This is a genomic window from Delftia sp. DS1230, assembly GCF_040112715.1.
Classification (GTDB): Bacteria; Pseudomonadota; Gammaproteobacteria; order Burkholderiales; family Burkholderiaceae_C; genus Comamonas; species Comamonas tsuruhatensis.
Window position 1 is genome coordinate 4660933 of sequence record NZ_CP157763.1, and the last position, 21412, is coordinate 4682344.

General features: G+C 67.1%; 22 protein-coding genes and 1 tRNA gene. 13 read left to right on the top strand and 10 right to left on the bottom strand.

Features of this window, described 5'->3' with window-relative positions:
• Positions 1-98: 98 nt before the first annotated feature.
• The gene (locus AAN986_RS20975) at positions 99-3011 is read left to right on the top strand and encodes a valine--tRNA ligase (RefSeq protein WP_349335472.1); all 2913 of its coding nucleotides are present in this window, start codon (positions 99-101) and stop codon (positions 3009-3011) included.
• A gap of 11 nt (positions 3012-3022) precedes the next feature.
• Positions 3023-3910, top strand: a complete 888-nt coding sequence (galU, locus tag AAN986_RS20980; RefSeq protein WP_016448953.1) for a UTP--glucose-1-phosphate uridylyltransferase GalU — start codon at positions 3023-3025, stop codon at positions 3908-3910.
• Between the two features lie 85 nt (positions 3911-3995).
• On the opposite strand, the gene AAN986_RS20985 is transcribed toward galU, so the two are convergent.
• The 3 genes from AAN986_RS20985 to cysM all read right to left on the bottom strand — a co-directional run bounded on the left by AAN986_RS20985 (position 3996) and on the right by cysM (position 5835).
• Positions 3996-4223 carry a sulfurtransferase TusA family protein gene (locus AAN986_RS20985; RefSeq protein WP_012204137.1) on the bottom strand — a complete coding sequence of 76 codons (228 nt, stop codon included), beginning with the start codon at positions 4221-4223 and terminating at the stop codon, positions 3996-3998.
• A gap of 26 nt (positions 4224-4249) precedes the next feature.
• A complete protein-coding gene (locus tag AAN986_RS20990; protein ID WP_013803642.1) occupies positions 4250-4852 on the bottom strand; it encodes an NUDIX hydrolase in 603 nt (200 codons plus the stop codon).
• A gap of 77 nt (positions 4853-4929) precedes the next feature.
• Positions 4930-5835 carry a cysteine synthase CysM gene (gene cysM / locus AAN986_RS20995; protein ID WP_017407070.1) on the bottom strand — a complete coding sequence of 302 codons (906 nt, stop codon included), beginning with the start codon at positions 5833-5835 and terminating at the stop codon, positions 4930-4932.
• Between the two features lie 39 nt (positions 5836-5874).
• On the opposite strand from cysM, the gene AAN986_RS21000 reads away from it, so the two are divergent.
• Positions 5875-5959: transfer RNA gene (locus AAN986_RS21000), tRNA-Leu, on the top strand.
• A gap of 638 nt (positions 5960-6597) precedes the next feature.
• Here AAN986_RS21000 and AAN986_RS21005 read toward each other — a convergent pair.
• Entirely contained in the window at positions 6598-6819 is a 222-nt protein-coding gene (locus AAN986_RS21005; protein ID WP_016452574.1) for a hypothetical protein, read from the bottom strand.
• A gap of 252 nt (positions 6820-7071) precedes the next feature.
• Between AAN986_RS21005 and AAN986_RS21010 the strand changes: the two genes are divergently transcribed.
• On the top strand, positions 7072-7449 hold the full coding sequence (locus AAN986_RS21010; protein WP_017407068.1) for a CidA/LrgA family protein: 378 nt from the start codon (positions 7072-7074) through the stop codon (positions 7447-7449).
• Positions 7446-8192, top strand: a complete 747-nt coding sequence (locus AAN986_RS21015; protein ID WP_047217793.1) for an LrgB family protein — start codon at positions 7446-7448, stop codon at positions 8190-8192. Before AAN986_RS21010 ends, AAN986_RS21015 begins: the two co-directional genes overlap by 4 nt.
• A 120-nt stretch (positions 8193-8312) precedes the next feature.
• On the opposite strand, the gene AAN986_RS21020 is transcribed toward AAN986_RS21015, so the two are convergent.
• Positions 8313-9260: a LysR substrate-binding domain-containing protein gene (locus AAN986_RS21020; RefSeq protein ID WP_012204131.1), complete on the bottom strand. Its 948-nt coding sequence runs from the start codon at positions 9258-9260 to the stop codon at positions 8313-8315.
• Positions 9261-9489: 229 nt separating this feature from the next.
• Between AAN986_RS21020 and AAN986_RS21025 the strand changes: the two genes are divergently transcribed.
• From AAN986_RS21025 to AAN986_RS21045, 5 genes are all read left to right on the top strand, one after another.
• A complete protein-coding gene (locus tag AAN986_RS21025; RefSeq protein WP_016448959.1) occupies positions 9490-10686 on the top strand; it encodes an acyl-CoA dehydrogenase in 1197 nt (398 codons plus the stop codon).
• Positions 10687-10875: 189 nt separating this feature from the next.
• A complete protein-coding gene (locus tag AAN986_RS21030) occupies positions 10876-12123 on the top strand; it encodes a CaiB/BaiF CoA-transferase family protein (protein ID WP_013803646.1) in 1248 nt (415 codons plus the stop codon).
• 140 nt (positions 12124-12263) lie between these two features.
• Positions 12264-13238, top strand: a complete 975-nt coding sequence (locus AAN986_RS21035) for a tripartite tricarboxylate transporter substrate binding protein BugE (RefSeq protein WP_047217794.1) — start codon at positions 12264-12266, stop codon at positions 13236-13238.
• Between the two features lie 159 nt (positions 13239-13397).
• The gene (locus AAN986_RS21040) at positions 13398-13667 is read left to right on the top strand and encodes a type II toxin-antitoxin system RelB/DinJ family antitoxin (RefSeq protein ID WP_047217841.1); all 270 of its coding nucleotides are present in this window, start codon (positions 13398-13400) and stop codon (positions 13665-13667) included.
• Positions 13639-13968 carry a type II toxin-antitoxin system YafQ family toxin gene (locus tag AAN986_RS21045; protein ID WP_047217795.1) on the top strand — a complete coding sequence of 110 codons (330 nt, stop codon included), beginning with the start codon at positions 13639-13641 and terminating at the stop codon, positions 13966-13968. Before AAN986_RS21040 ends, AAN986_RS21045 begins: the two co-directional genes overlap by 29 nt.
• On the opposite strand, the gene AAN986_RS21050 is transcribed toward AAN986_RS21045, so the two are convergent.
• Positions 13965-14831: a LysR substrate-binding domain-containing protein gene (locus AAN986_RS21050; protein WP_047217796.1), complete on the bottom strand. Its 867-nt coding sequence runs from the start codon at positions 14829-14831 to the stop codon at positions 13965-13967. The genes AAN986_RS21045 and AAN986_RS21050 overlap by 4 nt on opposite strands.
• Positions 14832-14948: 117 nt before the next feature.
• Here AAN986_RS21050 and AAN986_RS21055 point away from each other — a divergent pair, with 117 nt between their 5' ends.
• Together AAN986_RS21055 and AAN986_RS21060 are read left to right on the top strand one after the other, a co-directional pair.
• Positions 14949-15410, top strand: coding sequence for a nucleoside deaminase (locus tag AAN986_RS21055; protein ID WP_047217797.1), 462 nt, complete (start codon positions 14949-14951; stop codon positions 15408-15410).
• A gap of 4 nt (positions 15411-15414) precedes the next feature.
• The gene (locus AAN986_RS21060) at positions 15415-16653 is read left to right on the top strand and encodes a cyanate transporter (protein ID WP_047217798.1); all 1239 of its coding nucleotides are present in this window, start codon (positions 15415-15417) and stop codon (positions 16651-16653) included.
• A 6-nt stretch (positions 16654-16659) separates the two neighbouring features.
• On the opposite strand, the gene AAN986_RS21065 is transcribed toward AAN986_RS21060, so the two are convergent.
• The 3 genes from AAN986_RS21065 to AAN986_RS21075 form a co-directional block, all read right to left on the bottom strand.
• On the bottom strand, positions 16660-17883 hold the full coding sequence (locus tag AAN986_RS21065) for a sugar transporter (RefSeq protein ID WP_349335473.1): 1224 nt from the start codon (positions 17881-17883) through the stop codon (positions 16660-16662).
• 100 nt (positions 17884-17983) lie between these two features.
• Positions 17984-18373: a VOC family protein gene (locus AAN986_RS21070; protein ID WP_016448965.1), complete on the bottom strand. Its 390-nt coding sequence runs from the start codon at positions 18371-18373 to the stop codon at positions 17984-17986.
• Between the two features lie 79 nt (positions 18374-18452).
• Positions 18453-19106 (bottom strand): NAD(P)-dependent oxidoreductase, encoded by a 654-nt coding sequence (locus tag AAN986_RS21075; RefSeq protein ID WP_016448966.1) that lies wholly within the window; start codon positions 19104-19106, stop codon positions 18453-18455.
• A 123-nt stretch (positions 19107-19229) separates the two neighbouring features.
• Between AAN986_RS21075 and AAN986_RS21080 the strand changes: the two genes are divergently transcribed.
• Complete coding sequence (locus tag AAN986_RS21080; protein WP_016448967.1) at positions 19230-20186, top strand: LysR family transcriptional regulator; 957 nt, start codon at positions 19230-19232, stop codon at positions 20184-20186.
• A 47-nt stretch (positions 20187-20233) separates the two neighbouring features.
• On the opposite strand, the gene AAN986_RS21085 is transcribed toward AAN986_RS21080, so the two are convergent.
• Positions 20234-21364, bottom strand: coding sequence for a branched-chain amino acid ABC transporter substrate-binding protein (locus tag AAN986_RS21085; protein WP_016448968.1), 1131 nt, complete (start codon positions 21362-21364; stop codon positions 20234-20236).
• Positions 21365-21412 lie beyond the last annotated feature (48 nt).

Consider the following 21412-nt stretch of genomic DNA (forward strand, 5'->3'; position numbering starts at 1 on the left):
CAAACCGTCATCCATTTCGCATATGCAGACGGCATCCCTTCAACGGATGCCGTTTTCATTTGCCAAACGCCATTCGCACAATTCCCCGCAAGCAAGCCATGAGCGACACCATTGCCCAGCCAGGCCTCGACAGCCTGTCCAAATCGTTTGAACCCGCCGCCATCGAGGCCCAATGGGGCCCCGAATGGGAAAAGCGCGGCTACGGCGCAGCCGGCGTGCGCGGCACGGGCCAGGCAGATGCATCCCAGCCATCGTTCTCCGTCCAGCTGCCGCCGCCCAATGTGACGGGCACGCTGCACATGGGCCATGCGTTCAACCAGACCATCATGGACAGCCTCACGCGCTACCACCGCATGAAGGGCCACAACACGGTCTGGGTGCCCGGCACCGACCACGCGGGCATCGCCACCCAGATCGTGGTGGAGCGCCAGCTGCAGGAGCAGGGCATCGCCAGCCGCCACGACATGGGCGCGACGCCTCCCGAGGCGCGCAAGAACTTCGTGAGCAAGGTCTGGGAGTGGAAGAACCAGAGCGGCAACACCATCACCGGCCAGATGCGCCGCATGGGCGACAGCGTGGACTGGAGCCGCGAGTACTTCACCATGGACGACAAGCTGTCGTCCATCGTCAACGAGACCTTCGTGCGCCTGTACCAGCAGGGCCTGATCTACCGTGGCAAGCGCCTGGTGAACTGGGACCCCAAGCTGATGTCCGCCGTCTCCGACCTCGAGGTCGAGAACGAGGAAAAGGACGGCTCGCTGTGGCACATCGCCTATCCGCTGGCCGATGGCTCGGGCCAGCTCGTGGTGGCCACCACGCGCCCGGAAACCATGCTGGGCGACGCAGCCCTGATGGTGCACCCCGAGGACGAGCGCTACCAGGCGCTGATCGGCAAGACCGTGATCCTGCCCCTGGTGGGCCGCGAGATCCCCATCATTGCCGACGACTACGTGGACCGCGAGTTCGGCACGGGCGTGGTCAAGGTCACGCCTGCGCATGACAACAACGACTACGCCGTGGGCCAGCGCCACGGCCTGCCGATGATCTGCGTGCTGACGCTCACGGCCACCATCAACGACGAGGCGCCCGAGAAGTACCGCGGCATGGACCGCTTCGTGGCGCGCAAGGCCATCGTGGCCGACCTGGACGCGGCCGGCCTGCTGGTCGAGACCAAGAAGCACAAGCTCATGGTGCCCATCTGCACGCGCACGGGCCAGGTGATCGAGCCCATGCTGACCGACCAGTGGTTCGTGGCCATGAACAAGGTGGGCGAAGGCGATGCCACGGGCAAGTCCATCGCGCAGAAGGCCATCGATGCCGTCTCCAGCGGCCAGGTGCAGTTCGTGCCCGAGAACTGGGTCAACACCTACAACCAGTGGATGAACAACATCCAGGACTGGTGCATCTCGCGCCAGCTGTGGTGGGGCCACCAGATTCCCGCCTGGTACGACGAGGACGGCAAGGTCTACGTGGCCCGCACCGAGGAAGAAGCCCAGGCCCAGGCCCCCGGCAAGACGCTCACGCGCGACGAGGACGTGCTGGACACCTGGTACTCCTCGGCCCTGGTGCCGTTCTCCACCATGGGCTGGCCGAACCAGACCGAGGCGGCCGACGATGACTACAACCTCTACCTGCCCAGCTCGGTGCTGGTCACGGGCTACGACATCATCTTCTTCTGGGTCGCCCGGATGATCATGATGACCACGCACTTCACGGGCCGCGTGCCCTTCCGCCATGTCTACATGCATGGCCTGGTGCGTGACGCCCAGGGCAAGAAGATGAGCAAGTCCGAGGGCAACGTGCTCGACCCCGTGGACCTGATCGACGGCATCGACCTGGACACCCTGCTGGACAAGCGCACCCAGGGCCTGCGCCGCCCCGAGACCGCCCCCCAGGTGCGCAAGAACACGCAAAAGGAATTCCCCGAGGGCATTCCCGCCTACGGCGCCGACGCGCTGCGCTTCACCTTCGCGGCTCTGGCCTCGCTGGGCCGCTCCATCAACTTCGACAGCAAGCGCTGCGAGGGCTACCGCAACTTCTGCAACAAGCTGTGGAACGCCAGCCGCTTCGTGCTGATGAACTGCGAAGGCCATGACTGCGGCCTGCTGCCCCACACCAAGGAGCAATGCCAGGCCGGCGGCGAGTTCGCGGGCTACATGCAGTTCAGCCAGCCCGACCGCTGGATCACCTCGCAGCTGCAGAAGGTCGAGGCCGAAGTGGCCAAGGGCTTTGCCGAATTCCGCCTGGACAACGTGGCCAACGCGCTGTACGACTTCGTCTGGAACGAGTTCTGCGACTGGTACCTGGAAATCGCCAAGGTGCAGATCCAGACCGGCAGCGAGGCCCAGCAGCGCGCCACGCGCCGCACGCTGATCCGCACGCTGGAGGCCATCCTGCGCCTGGCCCACCCCATCATCCCGTTCGTGACCGAAGCCCTGTGGCAGAAGGTCGCTCCGGTCGCCGGCCTGCCCGGCGAGTCCGTGGCCGTGGCCCGCTACCCCGAGGCCCAGCCCGAGAAGATCGACGAGGCCGCCATCGCCTACGTGGGCCGCATCAAGCAGATGATCGACGCCTGCCGCACGCTGCGCGGCGAAATGGGCGTGTCGCCCGCACAGCGCCTGCCGCTGCTGGCCGTGGCCAGCTCGGCCGACGAGGCACAGTTCCTGCGCACCAATGCCGCCGTGCTGCAAAACCTGGCCAAGCTCAGCGAGGTCAAGGTGTTCGACGACGAAGCCGCCTGGGCCCAGGCCGCCCAGGCTGCGCCGGTCTGCGTGGTGGGCGAGGCGCGCCTGGCGCTGTTCGTGGAGATCGACGTGGCGGCCGAAAAGGCCCGCCTGTCCAAGGAAGCCGCACGCCTGGAAGGCGAAATCACCAAGGCCAATGCCAAGCTGGGCAACGAGGCCTTCGTGGCCAAGGCACCTCCGGCCGTCATCGACCAGGAAAAGAAGCGCGTGGCCGACTTCGGCGCAACGCTGATCCGCATCCAGGAACAACTCGCCCGCCTGGGTTGAAAGATCCGTTTATGAGCACCCAGACCCGTGTCCGCAAAGCCGTGTTTCCCGTTGCCGGGCTCGGCACGCGCTTTCTGCCCGCCACCAAGGCCTCTCCCAAGGAGATGCTGCCCGTGGTGGACAAGCCGCTGATCCAGTACGCCGTGGAAGAGGCCTACGAGGCCGGCATCCGCGACATGATCTTCGTCACCGGCCGCAGCAAGCGCGCCATCGAGGACCATTTCGACACCGCCTACGAGCTGGAAAACGAACTGGAGAACGCCGGCAAGCAGGCCATGCTGGAGCTGGTGCGCAGCATCAGCCCCGCCGACATGAACTGCCTGTTCGTGCGCCAGCCGCGCTCCCTGGGCCTGGGCCACGCCGTGCTGTGCGCCGAGCCGCTGGTGGGCAACGAGCCCTTTGCCGTGCTGCTGGCCGACGACCTGATGGTGGGCGAGTCTGGCGGCCCGGGCGTGATGGCCCAGATGACCTCGGCTTTCCAGAAACAGGGCCGCTCCCTGCTGGCCGTGCAGGAAGTGCCGCTGGAGCAGACCAAGCGCTACGGCATCGTGGCCGGCGAGCCGGCCGGCGGCGCGCTGATGCGCATCGAGAAGATCGTCGAAAAGCCCGCGCCCGAGAAGGCGCCTTCGCGCATGGGCGTGGCCGGCCGCTATGTGCTGACACCAGCCATCTTCGAGGAGATCCGCAACCAGCCCAAGGGCGTGGGCGGCGAGATCCAGCTGACCGACGCCATCGAACGCCTGATGGCCCATGAAGCCGTCTACGCCTTCCAGTACCAGGGCAAGCGCTACGACTGCGGCAGCAAGGAAGGCTTTTTGCAGGCCACGGTGGAGCTGGCGCTGCAGCACGAGGACGTGGGCGCGAGCTTCCGCGAATACCTGCAGGGCCTGAGCATCTGAGGCCGGGCCTCAGAGCCGCCCCTGCCCCATGCAAAAGGCCTGCGAAAGCAGGCCTTTTTCTTTGGAGCGAGCCGCGTGCAGCCGCTCAGCGCCGGCGCAGGATGTGGATGAACTCCGCGCCCACGGTCTGCTGCTCCACCAGTTCATTGCCGGTCTGCTTGGCGAAGGCCTGGAAGTCGCGCAGCGAGCCCGTGTCGGTGGCCACCACCTTGAGCAGCTGGCCGCTGTCCAGTTCGGCCAGCGCCTTCTTGGCCTTGAGAATGGGCAGCGGGCAGTTGAGCCCGCGCGTGTCGATTTCCTTGTGAATTTCCATCGGATGCACCTCTTGAGCCTGGGATTCTAGGCGGCATCGCGGCTGAGGCCGGCAGCAGTGTCTTGATCGGCGCGACTCGCTTCAGCCTCCTGGGCCTGCTCGGCACGCTTCCAGAAGTCACGGATCACAGGATCATGCCCCCGGCTGCGCAGCCACTTGGCCAGCGCCATGCCGGTGCCCGAAGGCCAGGCCTGGACTTTCTCGGGCTCCAGCAGGCGGTATTCCAGCAGCTCGGGCGACAGCCGCACCTGGCCGCTGGCGCGCACATGGAAGGCGATGATCACCTGGTTCATGCGCAGGAACTCATGCACGCTGATCAGCTCCAGCGACTCGGCCTGCAGGCCGGTTTCCTCCGCCACCTCGCGCGCCACGCCCTCCTCGGGCGACTCGCCGGCCTCCATGAAGCCCGTGATCAGGCCGAAGACCTTCTCGGGCCAGGCCGCATTGCGCGCCAGCAGCACCTTGCCGTCCAGCTCCACGATGGCGGCCAGCACGGGCGTGGGATTGTTCCAGTGCGTCCAGCCGCACTCGGGGCAGCGCAGGCGCGATACATCGCCGCCGTCCTCGGCCTGGATCACCCACTGCAGGGGGGTAGCGCAGTGCGTGCAATAGCGGGTTTCATAGTGCATGGGGCTGTTCCTGGTTTTTTGCTGTCCTGGCTCAATGCAAACAGGAAGGCCCGCCGGAAGGCGGGCCTGTCGCTGTATCAGGCGGGGAAGACGCCCGTGGACAGATAGCGGTCGCCGCGGTCGCAGACCACGAAGACGATGGTGGCGTTGTTCTCGCGCTCGGCAATCTGCTGGGCCACCCAGCAGGCGCCGGCAGCCGAGATGCCGGCAAAGATGCCTTCCTCGCGCGCCAGGCGGCGCGCCATGTCCTCGGCATCGTCCTGGCCCACGAGCACGGTCTCGTCGATCAGCGAGGCGTCGTAGATCTTGGGCATGTATTCCTCGGGCCACTTGCGGATGCCGGGGATGCGCGAGCCCTCGGCCGGCTGGGCGCCCACGATGCGGATGGCTGGGTTCTTTTCCTTGAGGAACTTCGCCACGCCGGTGATCGTGCCCGTGGTACCCATGGCGCTCACGAAATGGGTGATCTCGCCGCCGGTCTGCTCCCACAGCTCGGGGCCGGTGGTCTCGTAGTGGATACGCGGGTTGTCGGGATTGCCGAACTGGTCGAGCACCACGCCCTTGCCCTGGGCCACCATCTGGTCGGCCAGGTCGCGCGCATATTCCATGCCGCCGCTCTTGGGCGTGAGGATCAGCTCGGCGCCATAGGCCTTCATCGTCTGGGCACGCTCGATGGACAGGTCCTCGGGCATGATCAGCACCATCCGGTAGCCCTTGATCGTGGCCGCCATGGCCAGCGCAATGCCGGTATTGCCCGAGGTGGCCTCGATCAGCGTGTCGCCGGGCTTGATGTCGCCGCGCTCTTCGGCGCGGCGGATCATCGACAGGGCCGGCCTGTCCTTGACCGAACCGGCCGGGTTGTTGCCTTCCAGCTTGCCCAGCACCACGTTGCCACGTTCCTGGCGAGACTGCGCACCGATGCGCTGCAATGCCACCAGGGGCGTGCGGCCGATGGCGTCTTCGATGGTCGGATAAATTTTCATAGCCTCACACTGTGCCATAATTCGCCCCTGCGCTAAGTAGCCCGGGTGGTGAAATTGGTAGACGCAGGGGACTCAAAATCCCCCGCCGCAAGGCGTGCCGGTTCGATTCCGGCCCCGGGCACCAGAGATTACGTAGCCGAAAAAGCAGTCCGCTGCTTTTTCGGCTATTTCTTTTCCGGCCGCTGTCTTCACAGTGTCCGCACACCCCTCCTTCCTGCACCAGCCCTTTTCAGCGGCTGCACTGCAATTCAAGGCCTCCAGCCTGACCAGATCCTGCGTCCTCATGCCTTGGGCGGGATAGCCCCTGCGCGCTTTCACCCGCACACCGCCCAACCTGTGTACAACTTTGGCATCAAGCCACCTCCAAGGCGGAAACGGACTGCAATCAGGCGCATGTCCAGCCCGCCCCGAATCGCCCCCACCGCGGCCTGCCCCCTAGCCTTGCCCAGTGCGCGAAATCCGGCACCTTCCCTCTGAAAACCGGTATCTGCACCATCGCCATGCAGCCAATTTCCGGCGCGGGCACCAGCCCGGTGCGCCCGCTGCAAAAGCCTGGTGATGCCCATGAAAAAAGCCACCCTGGGGTGGCTTTATTTCTCCACAGAACCCTTGAACAACCCTGTGGATATTCAGTGAACAGCAAGTGAACGAGGCGTCCAAGTGCTTGCATTCACTGGCCGCAAGCTAGGCTGCCTGCAAATCAGGCAGCCCCTGAATCCAAGGGAAAACCCTTGAAACCGGGGTCACCTGCCGCGCCGCGCCTCAGGCATCGGAGCGGCGGATCTGGGCACGGCCCGCCGCCGTGATGTGCCATTGATGGCTGCTGTCCACTTCGACCAGTCCACGCTCGCGCAGCCTCTTGGACAGATGCTCGCGCGCCGCGCTTTCCAGCGACACGGGCTCGCCCATTTCCAGCTTCTTGAGCACTTCGAGTTCATCCACCGTCGGCTCGTACACGGGTGCGTGATATGTGGTTTCGGCCATCGCTACTCCTTCGCTATTCAAAGTCTCATGCCCCGGCACTGCCCAAGGCATGGGTCCCAACATAGCGTTGGCCGGGACGCCGCGCAATCGGTGTCCGCACCTTTTTTCGCGATGTGGGCGATGATGGCACGCTTTGCGGCGGCGTCCCACAGGTGCCGGGGCACTGCCCTGTCCGGGAAACGGGCAGCCCGCTCTCTTGCCGCCGCCCTCTGCTCTCCGCTCTTGCCATCTGCTCCAGGGATTCAGGTTTTCATGTTGTACGCCATCACCGCCTTGTTCGCCTTCCAGTTGCTGGGAGAGGCCATCGTCCAGCTCACGGGGCTGCCGCTTCCGGGAGCGCTCATGGGCACGCTGCTGCTGCTGGCGGCGCTGCTGCTGCACGGTCGCCTGCCCGAGTCGCTGGAGAAGGCCGCCGGCGTGCTGCTGCAGAACATGATGCTGCTGTTCATTCCCGTCATTGCAGGCGTGATGCTGGAGTTCGACCGGCTGTCGCGCGAATGGCAGCCCTTCGTGATCGCCTGCGTGGCGGGTGCAGCCATTACCTTCCTGGCCACGGCCTTCACCTTCCGCTGGTGCCTGGAGCGCCAGCGCGCCCGCGAGGCGGCCGCCAGCCAGGGAGACAAGGCATGAGCGCGCTCACCACCCACTGGCACAGCGCCTGGCAGTCGCTGTCCGGCAATGCCTCCACCGCCCACCTGCCCTGGCTGGTGCTGACCATGGCCGTCTACCTGGCGGCCATGGCGCTGTACCGCCGAAGCGGCAACCATCCGCTCCTGATTCCCGTGTTCACGGCTGTGGTCGTCATCGTGGGCGTGCTGCTGGCCACGGGCACCTCCTATGCCAGCTACCGCAGTGGCGTCTCGCTGCTGGGACTGCTGATCGGCCCGGCCACCGTCGCGCTGGCAATTCCGCTGTACGCCCAGCGCGAGCGCATCCGCGCGCTGTGGCTGCCCATCAGCGTGGCGCTGGCCGTGGGCTGCGTGGTGGCGTTGCTGTCGGCACTGCTGATTGGCTGGAGCCTGGGAGCGACGGTGCAGACGCTGGTGGCGCTGGCGCCCAAGTCGGCCACCATTCCCATCGCCCTGCCCATGGCCGAGCGCTTTGGCGGTCCGGCCTCGCTGGCGGCCGTGGCCGTGGCCATCACCGGCATTGCGGGCACGATGATGGCGCCGCTGCTGATCCGCCTGGTGCGCAGCGATGACCCGGCCGTGCAGGGTTTTGCCCTGGGACTTACGGCCCACGCCATCGGCACGGCACGCGCGCTGCAGGTGAATCCGACCATGGGCGCCTTCTCGGCCCTGGCCATGGGCCTGAACGGCGTGGCCACGGCCGTGGTCATGCCGCTGTGCCTGGCCGTGCTGCCCTGGTTTTGAGCGCGATTGCGGGTTTTCCCCAGAGACACCCCCACAAGCCTGTGGACAAGCGCCGCCAGCAGCAAGGATAAGTCAGTTAAGTGACTGTCATCGTTGAACAATCCAAGGCCTGCTTAATTTTCAGGCAGGCCGGTGCTCCCTGGCGCGCTGCTGCAGCCATGAAGAGAACACGCGCAGGGCGGGCGCGGGCTGGGCATCGGGCGCCAGGGCCGGGGTGACCAGGTAGTAGGCGCGGTTGCCACGCAGCGGCTGGGGGCAGGCAATGATGAGGTCGCCGCGCGCCAGTTCCTGCTCGATCAGCATGGGCGGCATCAGCGCCACGCCCAGGCCCTGGCTGGCGGCCACGGCCAGCATGGAAAACAGCTCCAGCCGCATGCCATCCAGCGCGCGCGGCGCGGCCACGCCCATGGCATCGAACCACTGCTGCCAGCCGTAGGGCCGCGTGCTTTGCTGCAGCAGCGGCATCCGGGCCACGATGTCCGCCCCCACAGGCAGCCAGGCCCGGCCCGGCTCGCGCGCCTGGGCCGTGGCCAGCAGTTGCGGGCTGCACACGGGCACCACCTCTTCGTCCATCAGCCATTGCGCCTGCACACCGGGCCAGCGTGCCACCTGCTCGGGCGTGCCTGCATAGAGCGCAGCGTCGAACACGGTATCGGCAAACAGGAAGGGCCGCGTCTGCACATCGATGTGCACGGTGACCTCGGGATGCTCGCGCGCTAGCTGCGGCAGGCGCGGCAGCAGCCAGCGCGTGGCGAAGGTGGGCACGGCCGCCAGATTGAGCGGGCCTCCCTCGCCCTGGTGGGCCATGATGTCCAGCGTGTCGCGCTCCAGGCCGTGCAGCCAGCGGGAGACCTGCTGGGCGTACTGCGTGCCGGCCTCGGTCAGCAGCACGCCGTGGCGCGTGCGCCGGAACAGCTGCACGCCCAGGAACTCCTCCAGCGCAATGATCTGGCGCGATACCGCGCTTTGCGTGAGCGACAGCTCCTGCGCAGCACGCGTGTAGCTGATGTGGCGGGCGGCCGACTCGAAGCAGGCAAGGGCTTGGGTGGATGGCAGGGCTCTACGCATATCTCATGAATTCAATGCACTTCAGAGCCTCACATCATAGGGAATAACCCGCAACAACCCATTCATACATGCGTTTTACGCATTCATGGATGAACAAACATCGTTTGCGCCACGCGCAGGCCCGCTTCTAAGATGCGTCGCAACAACGCTCCATGGTCACAGCCTGCCCGGCTTTGGCATATGGCAGCGACCCGCCCTTGACCTCTTTGTTTTTTGGAGAAACCACGCCATGGCCCGCAACAGCTTCCAATGGGATGACCCCTTCCAGCTCGACCAGCAACTGAGCGAAGACGAGCGCATGATCCGCGACGCGGCCCATGCCTACTGCCAGGAGAAGCTGGCACCCCGCGTGCTGGAAATGTTCCGCCATGAAAAGACCGACGTGAGCATCTTCCGCGAGATGGGCGAGCTGGGCCTGCTGGGCCCCACCATCCCCACGCAGTACGGCGGCGCGGGCCTGAACTATGTCAGCTACGGCCTGGTGGCGCGCGAGATCGAGCGCGTGGACTCGGGCTACCGCTCCATGGCCAGCGTGCAAAGCTCGCTGGTGATGGTGCCCATCAATGAATTCGGCACCGAAGACCAGAAGAACAGGTACCTGCCCAAGCTGGCCAGCGGCGAGTTCATCGGCTGCTTCGGCCTGACCGAACCCGACCACGGCTCCGACCCCGGCAGCATGTCCAGCCGCGCCTACAAGGTGGACGGCGGCTACCGCCTCAAGGGCAACAAGATGTGGATCACCAACAGCCCCGTGGCCGACGTGTTCGTGGTCTGGGCCAAGGAAGTGACCGAGGACGGCCATGTGGGCGAGATCCGCGGCTTCATCCTGGACAAGGGCATGAAGGGCCTGTCGGCCCCGGCCATCCACGGCAAGGTGGGCCTGCGCGCCTCCATCACGGGCGAGATCGTGATGGACGATGTCTTCGTTCCCGAGGAAAACGCCTTCCCCGAGGTGCGCGGCCTCAAGGGCCCATTCACCTGCCTGAACAGCGCACGCTTCGGCATTGCCTGGGGCGCCCTGGGCGCAGCCGAGTTCTGCTGGCACACGGCGCGCCAGTACACGCTGGACCGCAAGCAGTTCGGCCGCCCCCTGGCCGCCAACCAGCTGGTGCAGAAGAAGCTGGCCGACATGCAGACCGAGATCACCCTGGGCCTGCAGGCCGCGCTGCGCGTGGGCCGCATGAAGGACGAGCACCAGAACGTGATCGAGATCACCTCGCTGATCAAGCGCAACAACTGCGGCAAGTCGCTGGACATTGCCCGCATGGCGCGCGACATGATGGGCGGCAACGGCATCAGCGACGAGTTCGGCGTGGCCCGCCATCTGGTCAACCTGGAAGTGGTCAACACCTACGAAGGCACGCACGATGTGCATGCGCTGATCCTGGGCCGGGCGCAGACCGGCATCGCAGCTTTTGCCAACTGACCCCCTGAGGCGCTTCGCGCCTTCCCCCTTCTCGCTTCGCGGAGGGGGACGACGCCCTCGCCGCGAGGCGGCTCTTGCTCGGCGTCCCTGGCCTGTTCCACGCCCATGTCACACGCTATGGGTGATGGAAGCTCAAGCCCTGAGCTGAACTACCAGCGGCATCGGGCGCGCTCATATTTCTTCCCTCTCATGTCCTCCACATCCTCCGCGCCGGCCGCATTGGCTGGCATCAAGGTGCTTGATCTTTCCCGCGTGCTGGCCGGGCCCTGGTGCACGCAGACACTGGCCGACCTGGGCGCCGATGTGATCAAGGTCGAGCGGCCCGTGGCCGGCGATGACACGCGCCACTGGGGGCCTCCGTTCCTGCCGCGCGACGATGGGCAGGCCACGCAGGAGGCCAGTTATTTCACGGCCTGCAACCGCAACAAGCGCTCGGTCACCATCGACATGTCCACCCCCGATGGGCAGCAGCTGATTCGCCAGATGGCGGCCGGGGCCGACGTGCTGGTGGAGAACTTCAAGGTCGGTGGCCTGGCCCAGTACGGGCTGGACTACGAAAGCCTCAAGGCGCTCAACCCGCGCCTGATCTATTGCTCGGTCACGGGTTTCGGCCAGACCGGCCCGTATGCCGAGCGCGCGGGCTACGACCTCATGGTGCAGGCCATGTGCGGGCTGATGAGCATCACCGGCCATGCCGACGAGGCGCCCGGAGGCGGCCCGCTCAAGGTGGGCGTGGCCGTGATCGATGTCTTCACGGGCCTGTATGCCAGCAATGCCATCCTTGCCGCGCTGCATGCGCGCCAGGCCTCGGGCCGGGGCCAGCACATCGACATGGCCCTGCTCGACGTGGGCATGGCCGTGCTGGCCAACCAGGCCGCCGGCTTTCTGGCCACGGGCGAATCGCCGGGCCGCGCCGGCAACATCCACCCCAGCCTGGCGCCCTACCAGGACTTCGCCACGGCCAACGGCAACGTGCTGCTGGCCATTGGCAACGACGGCCAGTTCGCGCGCTTTTGCGCCGCCGTCGGCGAAGCCGGCTGGGCGCAGGACGAGCGCTTTGCCACCAACACCGCGCGCGTGCGCAATCGCCAGGCGCTGCTGGAGCGAATGGTGCCCCTCATGAAGACACGCGGCACGGCCGAATGGATTGCGCTGCTGGAAGACAAGGCCGTGCCCTGCGGCCCCATCAACACCATCGCCCAGGCCTTCGACGACCCGCAGGTGCGCGCACGCGGCATACGCGTCGAGCTGCCGCGCGAGGCCGGCGACGGCATCTCGCGCATCGCCGGCGTGGCCAGCCCCATGCGCCTGAGCGATACCCCGCCCGTGCTGCGCAGCGCACCGCCCTCCCTGGGCCAGCACACCGATGAAGTGCTGGGCGAGCTGGGCATTGCGCCCATGGCCATCCAGGCGCTGCGCTCGCGCGGCGTGGTCTGATCGCCTGCGCCAGGCAACACCGCCTCCTCCCCATCTTTTTCCTCAAGCACCGCCATACGAATGTCTTAAAAAACCCAGCCTTCCCACCCGTCGGTGCCTCACAACAAACGCTCACAACATCCATTCAAGGAGACAACACCATGACTCACACCACTCGAATCGCGCTCGCCGGCATCCTCGGCGCCCTCGCGCTGTCGGGCGCAGCCCATGCCCAGGGCTACCCCACCAAGCCCATCAAGCTGCTCGTGCCCTTCGCGGCCGGCGGCACCACCGACCTGATCGCGCGCATCGTGGCCGAGCCGCTGGGCCGCGCCCTGGGCCAGCCCGTGGTGGTCGAGAACAAGGGCGGCGGCGGCGGCAGCATCGGCGCGGCCGAGACGGCGCGCGCCCAGCCCGACGGCTACAGCCTGGGCATTGCCACCGTGTCCACCACGGCCACCAACCCGGCAATCAACCCCAAGATCCCGTACAACGTGCTGACCGACTTCACACCCATCGTGAACATCGCGGCCACGCCCAACATCATTGCGGCCAACCCCAAGTTCGCGGGCAAGAACTACCAGGAGTTCCTGGCCGAGGTGAAGAAGAACCCCGGCAAGTACTCCTACGCCTCGCCCGGCAACGGCAGCATCACCCATCTGATGATGGAGATGTTCAAGCTGTCCACGGGCACCGACATCACCCACGTGCCCTACCGTGGCAGCGGCCCCGCGCTGAACGACGCCGTGGCCGGCCAGGTTCCGCTGATCTTCGACAACCTGCCCTCCGCCCTGGGCTTCGTCAAGGAAAAGCGCCTGGTGCCCATCGTGGTGGCCGCGCCTCAGCGTCTGGCAGCGCTGCCCGATGTGCCCACCTTCAAGGAAGTGGGCCTGGCCCCCGTCAACCGCATGGCCTACTACGGCATCGTCGGCCCCAAGAACCTGCCGCGCGACATCGTGGACAAGGTCAATGCCGCCACGCGCAAGGTGCTGCAGGACCCCGCCATCAAGAAGCGCATCGAGGAAACCGGCTCGCTAATCGTGGCCGACACACCCGAGCATTTCTTTGAAGAGATCAAGGCCGAACTGGCGGTCTACAAGGACGTGGTGCAAAAGCAGAACCTGACGATGGATTGAGCCTGCGCGTCTCCACCGACCATCCCCGCCACGGCGGGGATTTTTACTGGAGGGCTCGAAGGCGGGAGCCGCCAAGCGACATCCCAGCAACCTGCCTGCCTACCTGTCTTCTGCCCTGCGAGATACAATGTATCTCACCCATTTTTGCAGAAGCACACCATGGCAACCACCACCATGATCCACGTGCGCGTGGATGAAGAGATCAAGGCACAGGCCGCCGAAACCCTGGCCGGCATGGGCTTGACGGTGTCGGATGCCGTACGTGTCTTCCTGATGCGCGTGGTGGCCGACCAGCAATTGCCCTTCGACCTCAGGGCACCCAACGCCGAGACGCGCGCAGCCATGCAGGAGGCACGCGCCATGCGCAAGGGACGCTTTGCCACCGCGGACGATTTGCTCCATGACCTCGAAAAAGGCAGCGAGCAGTAAGCGCGCAGTCCTTCCCCGCGCATCGGACCGGACCAGAGCTTTCGCCAAGGACTGGGTCCGGCTGTCGCATTCCGGCCGCCATGACATGAAGCGGTTGAAGGAGGCCATGCTGCTGCTGATTGCCAACGACGCCCCCCTGGAGCCTCATTGGCTGGACCACGCCCTCACCGGCGACTGGGCCGATCACAGGGAGTGCCACGTGGGGGGCGATTTCCTGCTGATCTACCGGCTCGATGGCCAGGGCGCCAACGAATCGATCATTTTCGTGCGAGCCGGCACGCACGCCGAGCTGTTCGACTAAGACACGCCCAGCAACGCCTCGCACACCTCACACAGGCGCCCGGCCAGACGCCGGCCCTGCGCCGACAACTGGGCCCGCACGTGCAGTGCCACTTCCACATCAGGCACGGGGGCGAAGCCGGCCATGCCGTCGAGCAGGCGGTGGCCGGGCCCGACCAGCCGGCGCGGAAGCAGGCTGATGCCCAGGCCCTGCTCCACGGCGGCTTCCAGGCTGGCCAGGCTGGCGCTCACATAGGCCAGGCGCCAGCGCCGGCCTGCGGCATCCAGCGCATGCGTCATCTCGCTGCGGTACAGGCCGCCCTGTGGAAACACCACCAAAGGCAAGGGATCCATCCCGTGGCAGGGATGCCGCGCACTGTCTATCCAGGCCAGCGGTTCAGGCCAGCGCGCCATGCCGGGCGTGCTGCCGCTGCGCTGCTTGACGATGGCCAGGTCCAGCTCGCCGGACTGGAACTGCTGCCATATCGCCTGCGACAGCCCGCTGGTCAGCTCCAGGCGCAACTGCGGCTGGCTGCGCGCCAGCGCGCCCAAGGCGGGCATCAAGGCATGGCCGGCAAAGTCCTCTGGTACGCCGATGCGCAGCACGGCTTCGGTGGCGCCAGCCAACTGCTCCACGGCCTCGTCCATGAGCGCGAGGATGCGTTGCGCATAGGCCAGCAGGCGCTCTCCTTCCAGCGTGCATTCCACATGGCGCCCGCTGCGGTCCAGCAGCGTGCAGCCCATTTGCTCCTCCAGCCTGCGGATCTGCTGGCTGACCGTGGACTGGGTCAGGTGCACGCCCTGCGCCGCGCGCGTGAAGCTGCCGGTTTCGGCCACGGCGCAGAAGCTGCGCAGCAGGGTGGGGTCTATGGAAGAGGGCTGCATGGGGCTTGGGCGAATTTCAGTGGCTTTGTCACTGCCTGGCATTTGATCATTTAATTTTCCAATTGATGGCCCCCGTCCTAGACTGCGGCCTCAGCTCCCGATTGCCCAGCCATCCCCATGCAAGAACAAGAACACATCCGCCTGCTGCGCCATGCCGTGCAGCTGGCGCACGACAACCGCCTGCGGGGCGGCCGGCCCTTCGGCGCCCTGCTCGCGCGCGAGGGGCAGATCCTGTCCACGGGCGTCAACGAGATCGTGCAAAGCCATGACCCCAGCGCCCATGCCGAAATGCAGGCGCTGCGCGCGGGCACGCGCGCCCAGGCCAACGCCAGCCTGGCCGGCTGCACCATCTACGCCAGCGGCCACCCTTGCCCCATGTGCCTGGCGGCGCTGGTGATGGCCGGGGCCGAGCAGGTCTTCTTCGCCTTCGACAACGCGGATGCACAGCCGTATGGCCTGTCCAGCGAGGGCGCCTACCAGCGGCTGCGCATGCCGCTGCAGCCGCCACCGCTGCCCCTGAGGCGGCTGGACACGGGCATCACGGCGGCCCAGCTGTACGGCAACGCCCCCTGGGCCTGAAGCCATGTCGTCCATTGCGCCTGCGCACACCGAGACCCCTGCCGCGGCACACGCCATTCCAACGGCGCTGTGGCTGGCCACCGTCGTGCTGGTCACGCTGAACCTGCGCCCGTTTCTCACGGCCATCGGCCCGCTGGGACCGCAGATCCAGTCCGCCACCGGCATGGATCTGTCCACGCTGTCCTGGCTGACGCTGCTGCCCATGGCGTTGATGGGCGTGGGCGCCTGGCTGGCCCCGGCCGCGCTGCGGCGCCTGGGTCCGCGCCGCGCCGTGGTCGGCTCCTTGGCGGTGATTGCGCTGGGCTGCGCGCTGCGCGTGGCGGGCTCCAGTGCGGCCACCCTGCTGGCCACGGCCGCGCTGTGCGGCGCTGGCGTGGCCCTGGTGCAAGGCGTGCTGCCGGGCCTGATCAAGCGCCAGTCGCCCGCACGCACGGCGCAGATGATGGGGCTGTACTCGGCCGCGCTCATGGGCGGCGGCGCCCTGGGCGCCCAGATTTCGCCGCTGGCCGTGCAATGGGGACTGGACTGGCGCCTTGCGCTGGCGCTGTGGACTGCGCCCGCCCTGCTGGCATTGGCGCTGGCGCGGCATGCGCTGCGTGCGTTGCCGGCTCCGGCGCCCATGGCAGGGGCCAACGCCACGCAAGACACCGGCTGGCTGCGCCGGCGCCCGCGCACCTGGATGCTGATGGCCTGCTTCGGCCTCATCAACGGCGGCTATGCGGCCATGGTGGCCTGGCTTGCGCCCTTCTACCAGACGCACGGCTGGAGCCCCGCGCAAAGCGGCGGCCTGGTCGCCCTGCTGTCGGTGGCCCAGGCCGGCGCCGCGCTGGGCCTGCCCGTGCTGGCTTCGCGCCAAGCCGACCGGCGGCCATGGCTGGGGTTCACGCTGCTGTGCCAGATCATCGGCCTGGCCGCGCTGGCCTGGTGGCCTGATGCGGCGCCGCTGCTCAACATCGTCATCCTCGGCATCGGCCTGGGTGGCTGCTTCGCGCTGATGATGGTGGTGGCGCTGGACCATCTTCCCCACCCCACGCAGGCCGGGGCGCTCAATGCGCTGATGCAGGGCGGCGGCTTTCTGATTGCGGCGCTGGCGCCCTATGTGATCGCCCGGCTGCACCAGTTCACGGGCGGATTCGGCGCCGGCTGGCTGGCACAGATGGCCGCCGTGCTCGTGGTCTGCGTGCTGGTGTCTCGCCTGGCACCGCAGCGCTACGCCCAGGCCATGCGGGCACCCGGCGGCTGACCCACTTCAGTGCGCGGCCTGGAAGCCGGCCGACCAGCGCACGAAGGCCCAGATGCACCAGGCCAGGCCCAGCGCCACCAGGCCGCCGCCGATCCAGCCGATGTTCTGCATGCCCGCATGCATGCTGACCTGGCTGCCCAGCAACGCGCCGCCGCCAATGCCGATGTTGAAGATGCCCGAGAACATGGACATGCCCACATCGGTGGCGTCGGCCGCCAGCTTGAGCACCTGGGACTGCATGGCCAGGGCGAAGCAGATCATGGCGACACCCCAGACCGAGCTCATCACATAGAGCGAGGCCTCATGGCCCGAGGCCGGCACCAGCATCAGCAGGCTGGCCGACAGCACGCCAATGGCGGCCAGCAGAAAGCCGCGCGGATGGCGCAGCCCCCACCAGCTGAACATCACGCTGCCCACGATGCCCATGCCGCCGTACAACAGCAGCACGGCCGTGGTCACCTTGCCCTCGAAGCCCGCGATGTCCTGCACGAAGGGCTCGATATAGCTGTAGGCCGTGAACTGCCCGGTGATCACGACCACCAGCAGGATGTAGATGGACAGCAGCGCCGGACGGCGCAGCAGCATGGGCACGCTGGCCAGGTTGCCCGCGTTCTCGCTGGGCAGACGCGGCAGCAGCCGGGCCAGGGCCACCATGACGATGGTGGCCACCCCGCCCACGGCCAGGAACGTCGTGCGCCAGCCCAGCCATTCGCCCACGATGCGGCCCAGCGGAATGCCCAGCACCATGGCCATGGAGGTGCCGGTGGCCAGCAGGCTCAGCGCCACGGCCTTCCTGCCGGGCGGCGCCACGCGCACGGCCAGCGAGGCCGTGATGGACCAGAACACCGCATGCGACAGCGCGATGCCGATGCGGCTGACCATGAGCGAGGCAAAGCTCCAGGCCACGCCCGACAGCACATGGCTGGCCACGAACAGCGCGAACACGCCCATCAGCAGCTTGCGCCGCTCGACATTGCGCGTGAGCAGCATGAAGGGCAGCGAGGCCAGGGCCACGATCCAGGCATAGATGGTCAGCATCAGCCCGACCTGCTCGGTGGGCATGCCAAAGCTCGCGCCAATGCTGCTGAGCAGGCCCACGGGCACGAACTCGGTGGTATTGAAGACGAAGGCGCCCAGCGCCAACGCAATCACGCTGAGCCAGGCCTGGGCGGCCGTGGGTGTGGATGACGCGGAAACGGAGCCGGCCGCAGCGGAAACGGAAGGGGGCATGGGGAACGTGGGGCCTTTTTTGTTGCAGCGCAATATTGTGCTGCGCCATGCGACCGCCTGATGTCAGCTGCCGCGCAGGCCCCAGTGCCGCCAGGGAGACTCAGGCGGGCGGCAGGTGGCAGACGGCCTCGATGTTGTGGCCGTCGGGGTCGAGCACGAAGGCTGCGTAATAGTCGTCGTGGTAGTGCGGTCGCAGGCCGGGCTCGCCATTGCAGCGCCCGCCTGCGGCCAGGGCGGCCGCGTGGAAATCATCGACCATGTTGCGGTTGTCCACGCGAAAGGCCACATGGATGGGCGGCTGGTTGGGCTCGCCGCCGGTGATCCAGAAATCAGGCTTGGGCGGCTCGCCAAAGCCGGCCGTGTCGCCGTGGCCGGTGAGCTCGGCGGACAGCTCCATCAGGATCTCGTAGCCCAGGGGAGCCAGCGCCCGCGCATAAAACTCCCGGCTGCGGTCGAAGTCCGATACGAGGATTCCCGTGTGGTCGATCATGGCGGCGCTCCTGCCTGTTCGTGACAGGCACCAGCATGCCATGGAGGCCGCCTGCGCACCAGCCGGGAGCCCCCGGTGCTCAGTAAGCGACGGTAAAGCGCTCGCGCAGGTGCAGGCCCTTGTCCAGCGCATCGACCAGGGCCACGGCCAGATCGGCGGCCGAGATGGTGCCGGGCTGGCCGTCGGCCTGCATCAACGGCTCATCCTTGCCCGTGCGGTACTGGCCCGTGCGCTCGCCATGGTCACCCAGGTGCAGGGCAATCGGCGGGCTCAGCATCGTCCAGTCCAGGCCCTGCTCCTTTTGCAGATCGTTGAGGGCATCGCGCGCAGCCGAGGCGCCGGGCTTGATGGCGGCCGGGAACTCGGGCGTGTCCACCAGTTGCCTGCCGGGCGCGATGTAGAGGCTGCCCGCACCGCCCACCACCAGATAGCGCTTGACGCCAGCCGCCTTGGTGCCCGCCACGATGGCGCGCGAGCCGCGCATGAAATCCTCATAGATGTCGGGATTGCCCCAGCCCGCGTTGTAGGCGCTGACCACGGCGTCCGCGCCTGCCACGGCCCGCTGCACGGCGGCGGCATCCAGCACATCGGCCTGCACGGCGTGCAGATGCGGCTGGGCCGCCAGCCTGGCGGGGTCGCGCACCAGGGCCACGACCTCGTGGCCGCGCTGCAGCAGCTCCTTCAATACCGCCGAACCCACAAAGCCGGTTGCGCCAATGAGTGCCACTTTCATCTTCATTCCTTTGCGGCGCCTGGGCGCCTGTTCACGATGGCATTGAGATTACGCCGTTCACAATCGCTGCGGAAGACGGCAGTTTTCACCAACAGCTTGAAGCACCACTTCACAATACAGCCCATGGACGACTACAAACGCATGGCCGTTTTCGCCGCCGTGGTGCAGCACGGATCGATGAGCGCCGCCGCGCGCGCCCTGGGCATGAGCCCCTCGGCCGTGAGCCAGCAGGTGCGCCAGCTCGAGCGCGACGGCGGCGTCACCCTGCTGCACCGCTCCACCCGGCAGATCGCCCTCACCGACACGGGCGAGCGCTACTACCAGCAGTGCGCCGCCATGGCACAGGCCGCCAGCCAGGCGCGGGCCGAACTGGCCGCTGCGCGCGACGAGCCCGGCGGCGAACTGCGCCTGTCGGCCACCGTGGGCTTTGCGCGCCACATCGCGCCGGCCCTGGGCAGCTGGCTGGCCCGGCATCCGGCACTGCGCCTGCACCTGGATGTGGACGATGCGCCCATCGACCTCATCCAAAGCCGCATCGACCTGGCGCTGCGCTTTGGCCGTCTGGCCGACTCGGGCTGGGCGGCCCGGCGCCTGGGCGCCATGCGCAACTGGCTGTGCGCCTCGCCCGCATGGATACAGGAGCACGGCGGCGGCGCGGCCTGGCGCCACCCGGCACCGCTGGCCAGCGCGCGCTGGCTGGGCCTTGCGCGCGAAGGCCAGGGCCAGGCCCTGCGGGCCGAGGCACGCCACCCGGCCACGGGCGAGACCTACAGCCTGCAGGTGCAGCCCCATGTGGCCAGCAACAACCAACTGTCCCTCCAGCAGATGTGCGAGGCCGGCCTGGGCCTGGCCCTGCTGGGCAGCATGGACGTTGCCGACGCGGTGGCCGAAGGACGCCTGGTGCGCCTGCTGCCCGACTGGGACTTCGGCGGCCTGGACATCTGGGCCGTCACCCCCCAGCGCCAGGCCCAGCCCGCCAAGGTGCGCCAGGCCATTGCCGCGCTGCAGGCCTATCTGGCGCAGTTGCCCGGCGTGGTCGATGCGCCGGCGCAGGCCCCGGCCGAGGTCCCGGGCCGATAAAAAAAGCCCGCACAAGGCGGGCATGAAAACGAAGGGAGGACAGGCTCTCAGTCGAGGGCCGTCTTCTGGCCGTTCTTGAACACGCTCAGCGTGTACGAAGGGTTCTTCATCTCGCCGTTCTTCTCGAAGGCGATCTTGGAGGTCACGCCCGAGTAGTCGGCCTTCTGCAGGAAGGGAATATAGACCTTGGGGTCCCAGGAGTTGGCGCGCTTCATGGCGTCGGCCAGCATCATGGTGGCGTCGTAGAAGTACGGGCTGTAGACCTGGAACTGGCCGGGGTACTTGGCGTCGTAGCGCTTCTTCCATTCCGTGCCGCCAGGCATCTTGGCCAGCGAGGCGCCGCCGTCGGCGCAGATCACGTTGTCCAGCGGCTTGGCGCCGGCGGCCACCTTGGCCAGCTCGGGCACGCACAGGCCGTCGCCGCCGAAGTACTTGGCATCGTTCATGCCCAGCTGGGCCATCTGGCGCAGCATGGGGCCGGCCTGGCCATACATGCCGCCGTAGAAGATGCCTTCGGGCTTCTTGGCCTTGATCGAGGTCAGGATGGCCATGAAGTCCGTGGCCTTGTCGTTCGTGAACTCCGAGGCCACGACCTTCACGCCCAGCTTTTCCGCATCCTTCTTGAACACATTGGCCAGGCCCTGGCCGTAGGCCGTGCGGTCATCGATGATGGCCACGGTCTTGAGCTTGAGCGTTTCGGCCGCGTACTTGGCCAGCGCCGCGCCCAGCGCGTTGTCATTGGCAATCACGCGGTAGGTGGTGTTCCAGCCGGGCTTGGTCAGGTCGGGGTTGGTGGCCGCGCCCGTGATCATGGGAATGCCGCAGTCCTGGAAGACCTTGGACGAGGGAATGGCCACGCCCGAGTTGAGGAAGGCCACGGCGCCGGCGACCTTGTCGTCGCACAGCTTCTGCGAAGCGGCCGTGCCCTGCTTGGGATCGGCCACATCGTCTTCGGCCACCAGCTGGAACTTGACCTTCTTGCCGGCGATCTCCATGCCCTTGGCATTGAGGTCGTCAATGGCCATGCGCACGCCGTTCTCGTTGTCCTTGCCGAAATTGGCCTGGGGTCCGGACACGGGGCCGATGTGGCCGATGCGGATCACCTGCTCCTGGGCCATGGCCACGCCACCCATGCCGGCCACGACGGCCGCAATACACAACTTCCGGGACATCTTCATCGCGCACTCCTCAGTTGAAACAGGCCGTCACGTTATTCCCGTCATCGC

What these genes read in the sequence shown, in the direction of transcription:
- AAN986_RS21030 (WP_013803646.1), top strand. Translation starts at nt 10,876, where the DNA reads ATGTCCTCCACATCCTCCGCGCCGGCCGCATTGGCTGGCATCAAGGTG.
- AAN986_RS21075 (WP_016448966.1), bottom strand. Translation starts at nt 19,106, where the DNA reads ATGAAAGTGGCACTCATTGGCGCAACCGGCTTTGTGGGTTCGGCGGTA.
- AAN986_RS21060 (WP_047217798.1), top strand. Translation starts at nt 15,415, where the DNA reads ATGTCGTCCATTGCGCCTGCGCACACCGAGACCCCTGCCGCGGCACAC.
- AAN986_RS21015 (WP_047217793.1), top strand. Translation starts at nt 7,446, where the DNA reads ATGAGCGCGCTCACCACCCACTGGCACAGCGCCTGGCAGTCGCTGTCC.
- AAN986_RS20975 (WP_349335472.1), top strand. Translation starts at nt 99, where the DNA reads ATGAGCGACACCATTGCCCAGCCAGGCCTCGACAGCCTGTCCAAATCG.
- AAN986_RS20990 (WP_013803642.1), bottom strand. Translation starts at nt 4,852, where the DNA reads ATGCACTATGAAACCCGCTATTGCACGCACTGCGCTACCCCCCTGCAG.
- AAN986_RS21035 (WP_047217794.1), top strand. Translation starts at nt 12,264, where the DNA reads ATGACTCACACCACTCGAATCGCGCTCGCCGGCATCCTCGGCGCCCTC.
- AAN986_RS20985 (WP_012204137.1), bottom strand. Translation starts at nt 4,223, where the DNA reads ATGGAAATTCACAAGGAAATCGACACGCGCGGGCTCAACTGCCCGCTG.
- AAN986_RS21045 (WP_047217795.1), top strand. Translation starts at nt 13,639, where the DNA reads ATGACCTCGAAAAAGGCAGCGAGCAGTAAGCGCGCAGTCCTTCCCCGC.
- cysM (WP_017407070.1), bottom strand. Translation starts at nt 5,835, where the DNA reads ATGAAAATTTATCCGACCATCGAAGACGCCATCGGCCGCACGCCCCTG.
- AAN986_RS21085 (WP_016448968.1), bottom strand. Translation starts at nt 21,364, where the DNA reads ATGAAGATGTCCCGGAAGTTGTGTATTGCGGCCGTCGTGGCCGGCATG.
- AAN986_RS21070 (WP_016448965.1), bottom strand. Translation starts at nt 18,373, where the DNA reads ATGATCGACCACACGGGAATCCTCGTATCGGACTTCGACCGCAGCCGG.
- AAN986_RS21005 (WP_016452574.1), bottom strand. Translation starts at nt 6,819, where the DNA reads ATGGCCGAAACCACATATCACGCACCCGTGTACGAGCCGACGGTGGAT.
- galU (WP_016448953.1), top strand. Translation starts at nt 3,023, where the DNA reads ATGAGCACCCAGACCCGTGTCCGCAAAGCCGTGTTTCCCGTTGCCGGG.
- AAN986_RS21080 (WP_016448967.1), top strand. Translation starts at nt 19,230, where the DNA reads ATGGACGACTACAAACGCATGGCCGTTTTCGCCGCCGTGGTGCAGCAC.
- AAN986_RS21025 (WP_016448959.1), top strand. Translation starts at nt 9,490, where the DNA reads ATGGCCCGCAACAGCTTCCAATGGGATGACCCCTTCCAGCTCGACCAG.
- AAN986_RS21055 (WP_047217797.1), top strand. Translation starts at nt 14,949, where the DNA reads ATGCAAGAACAAGAACACATCCGCCTGCTGCGCCATGCCGTGCAGCTG.
- AAN986_RS21065 (WP_349335473.1), bottom strand. Translation starts at nt 17,883, where the DNA reads ATGCCCCCTTCCGTTTCCGCTGCGGCCGGCTCCGTTTCCGCGTCATCC.
- AAN986_RS21040 (WP_047217841.1), top strand. Translation starts at nt 13,398, where the DNA reads ATGGCAACCACCACCATGATCCACGTGCGCGTGGATGAAGAGATCAAG.
- AAN986_RS21010 (WP_017407068.1), top strand. Translation starts at nt 7,072, where the DNA reads ATGTTGTACGCCATCACCGCCTTGTTCGCCTTCCAGTTGCTGGGAGAG.
- AAN986_RS21020 (WP_012204131.1), bottom strand. Translation starts at nt 9,260, where the DNA reads ATGCGTAGAGCCCTGCCATCCACCCAAGCCCTTGCCTGCTTCGAGTCG.
- AAN986_RS21050 (WP_047217796.1), bottom strand. Translation starts at nt 14,831, where the DNA reads ATGCAGCCCTCTTCCATAGACCCCACCCTGCTGCGCAGCTTCTGCGCC.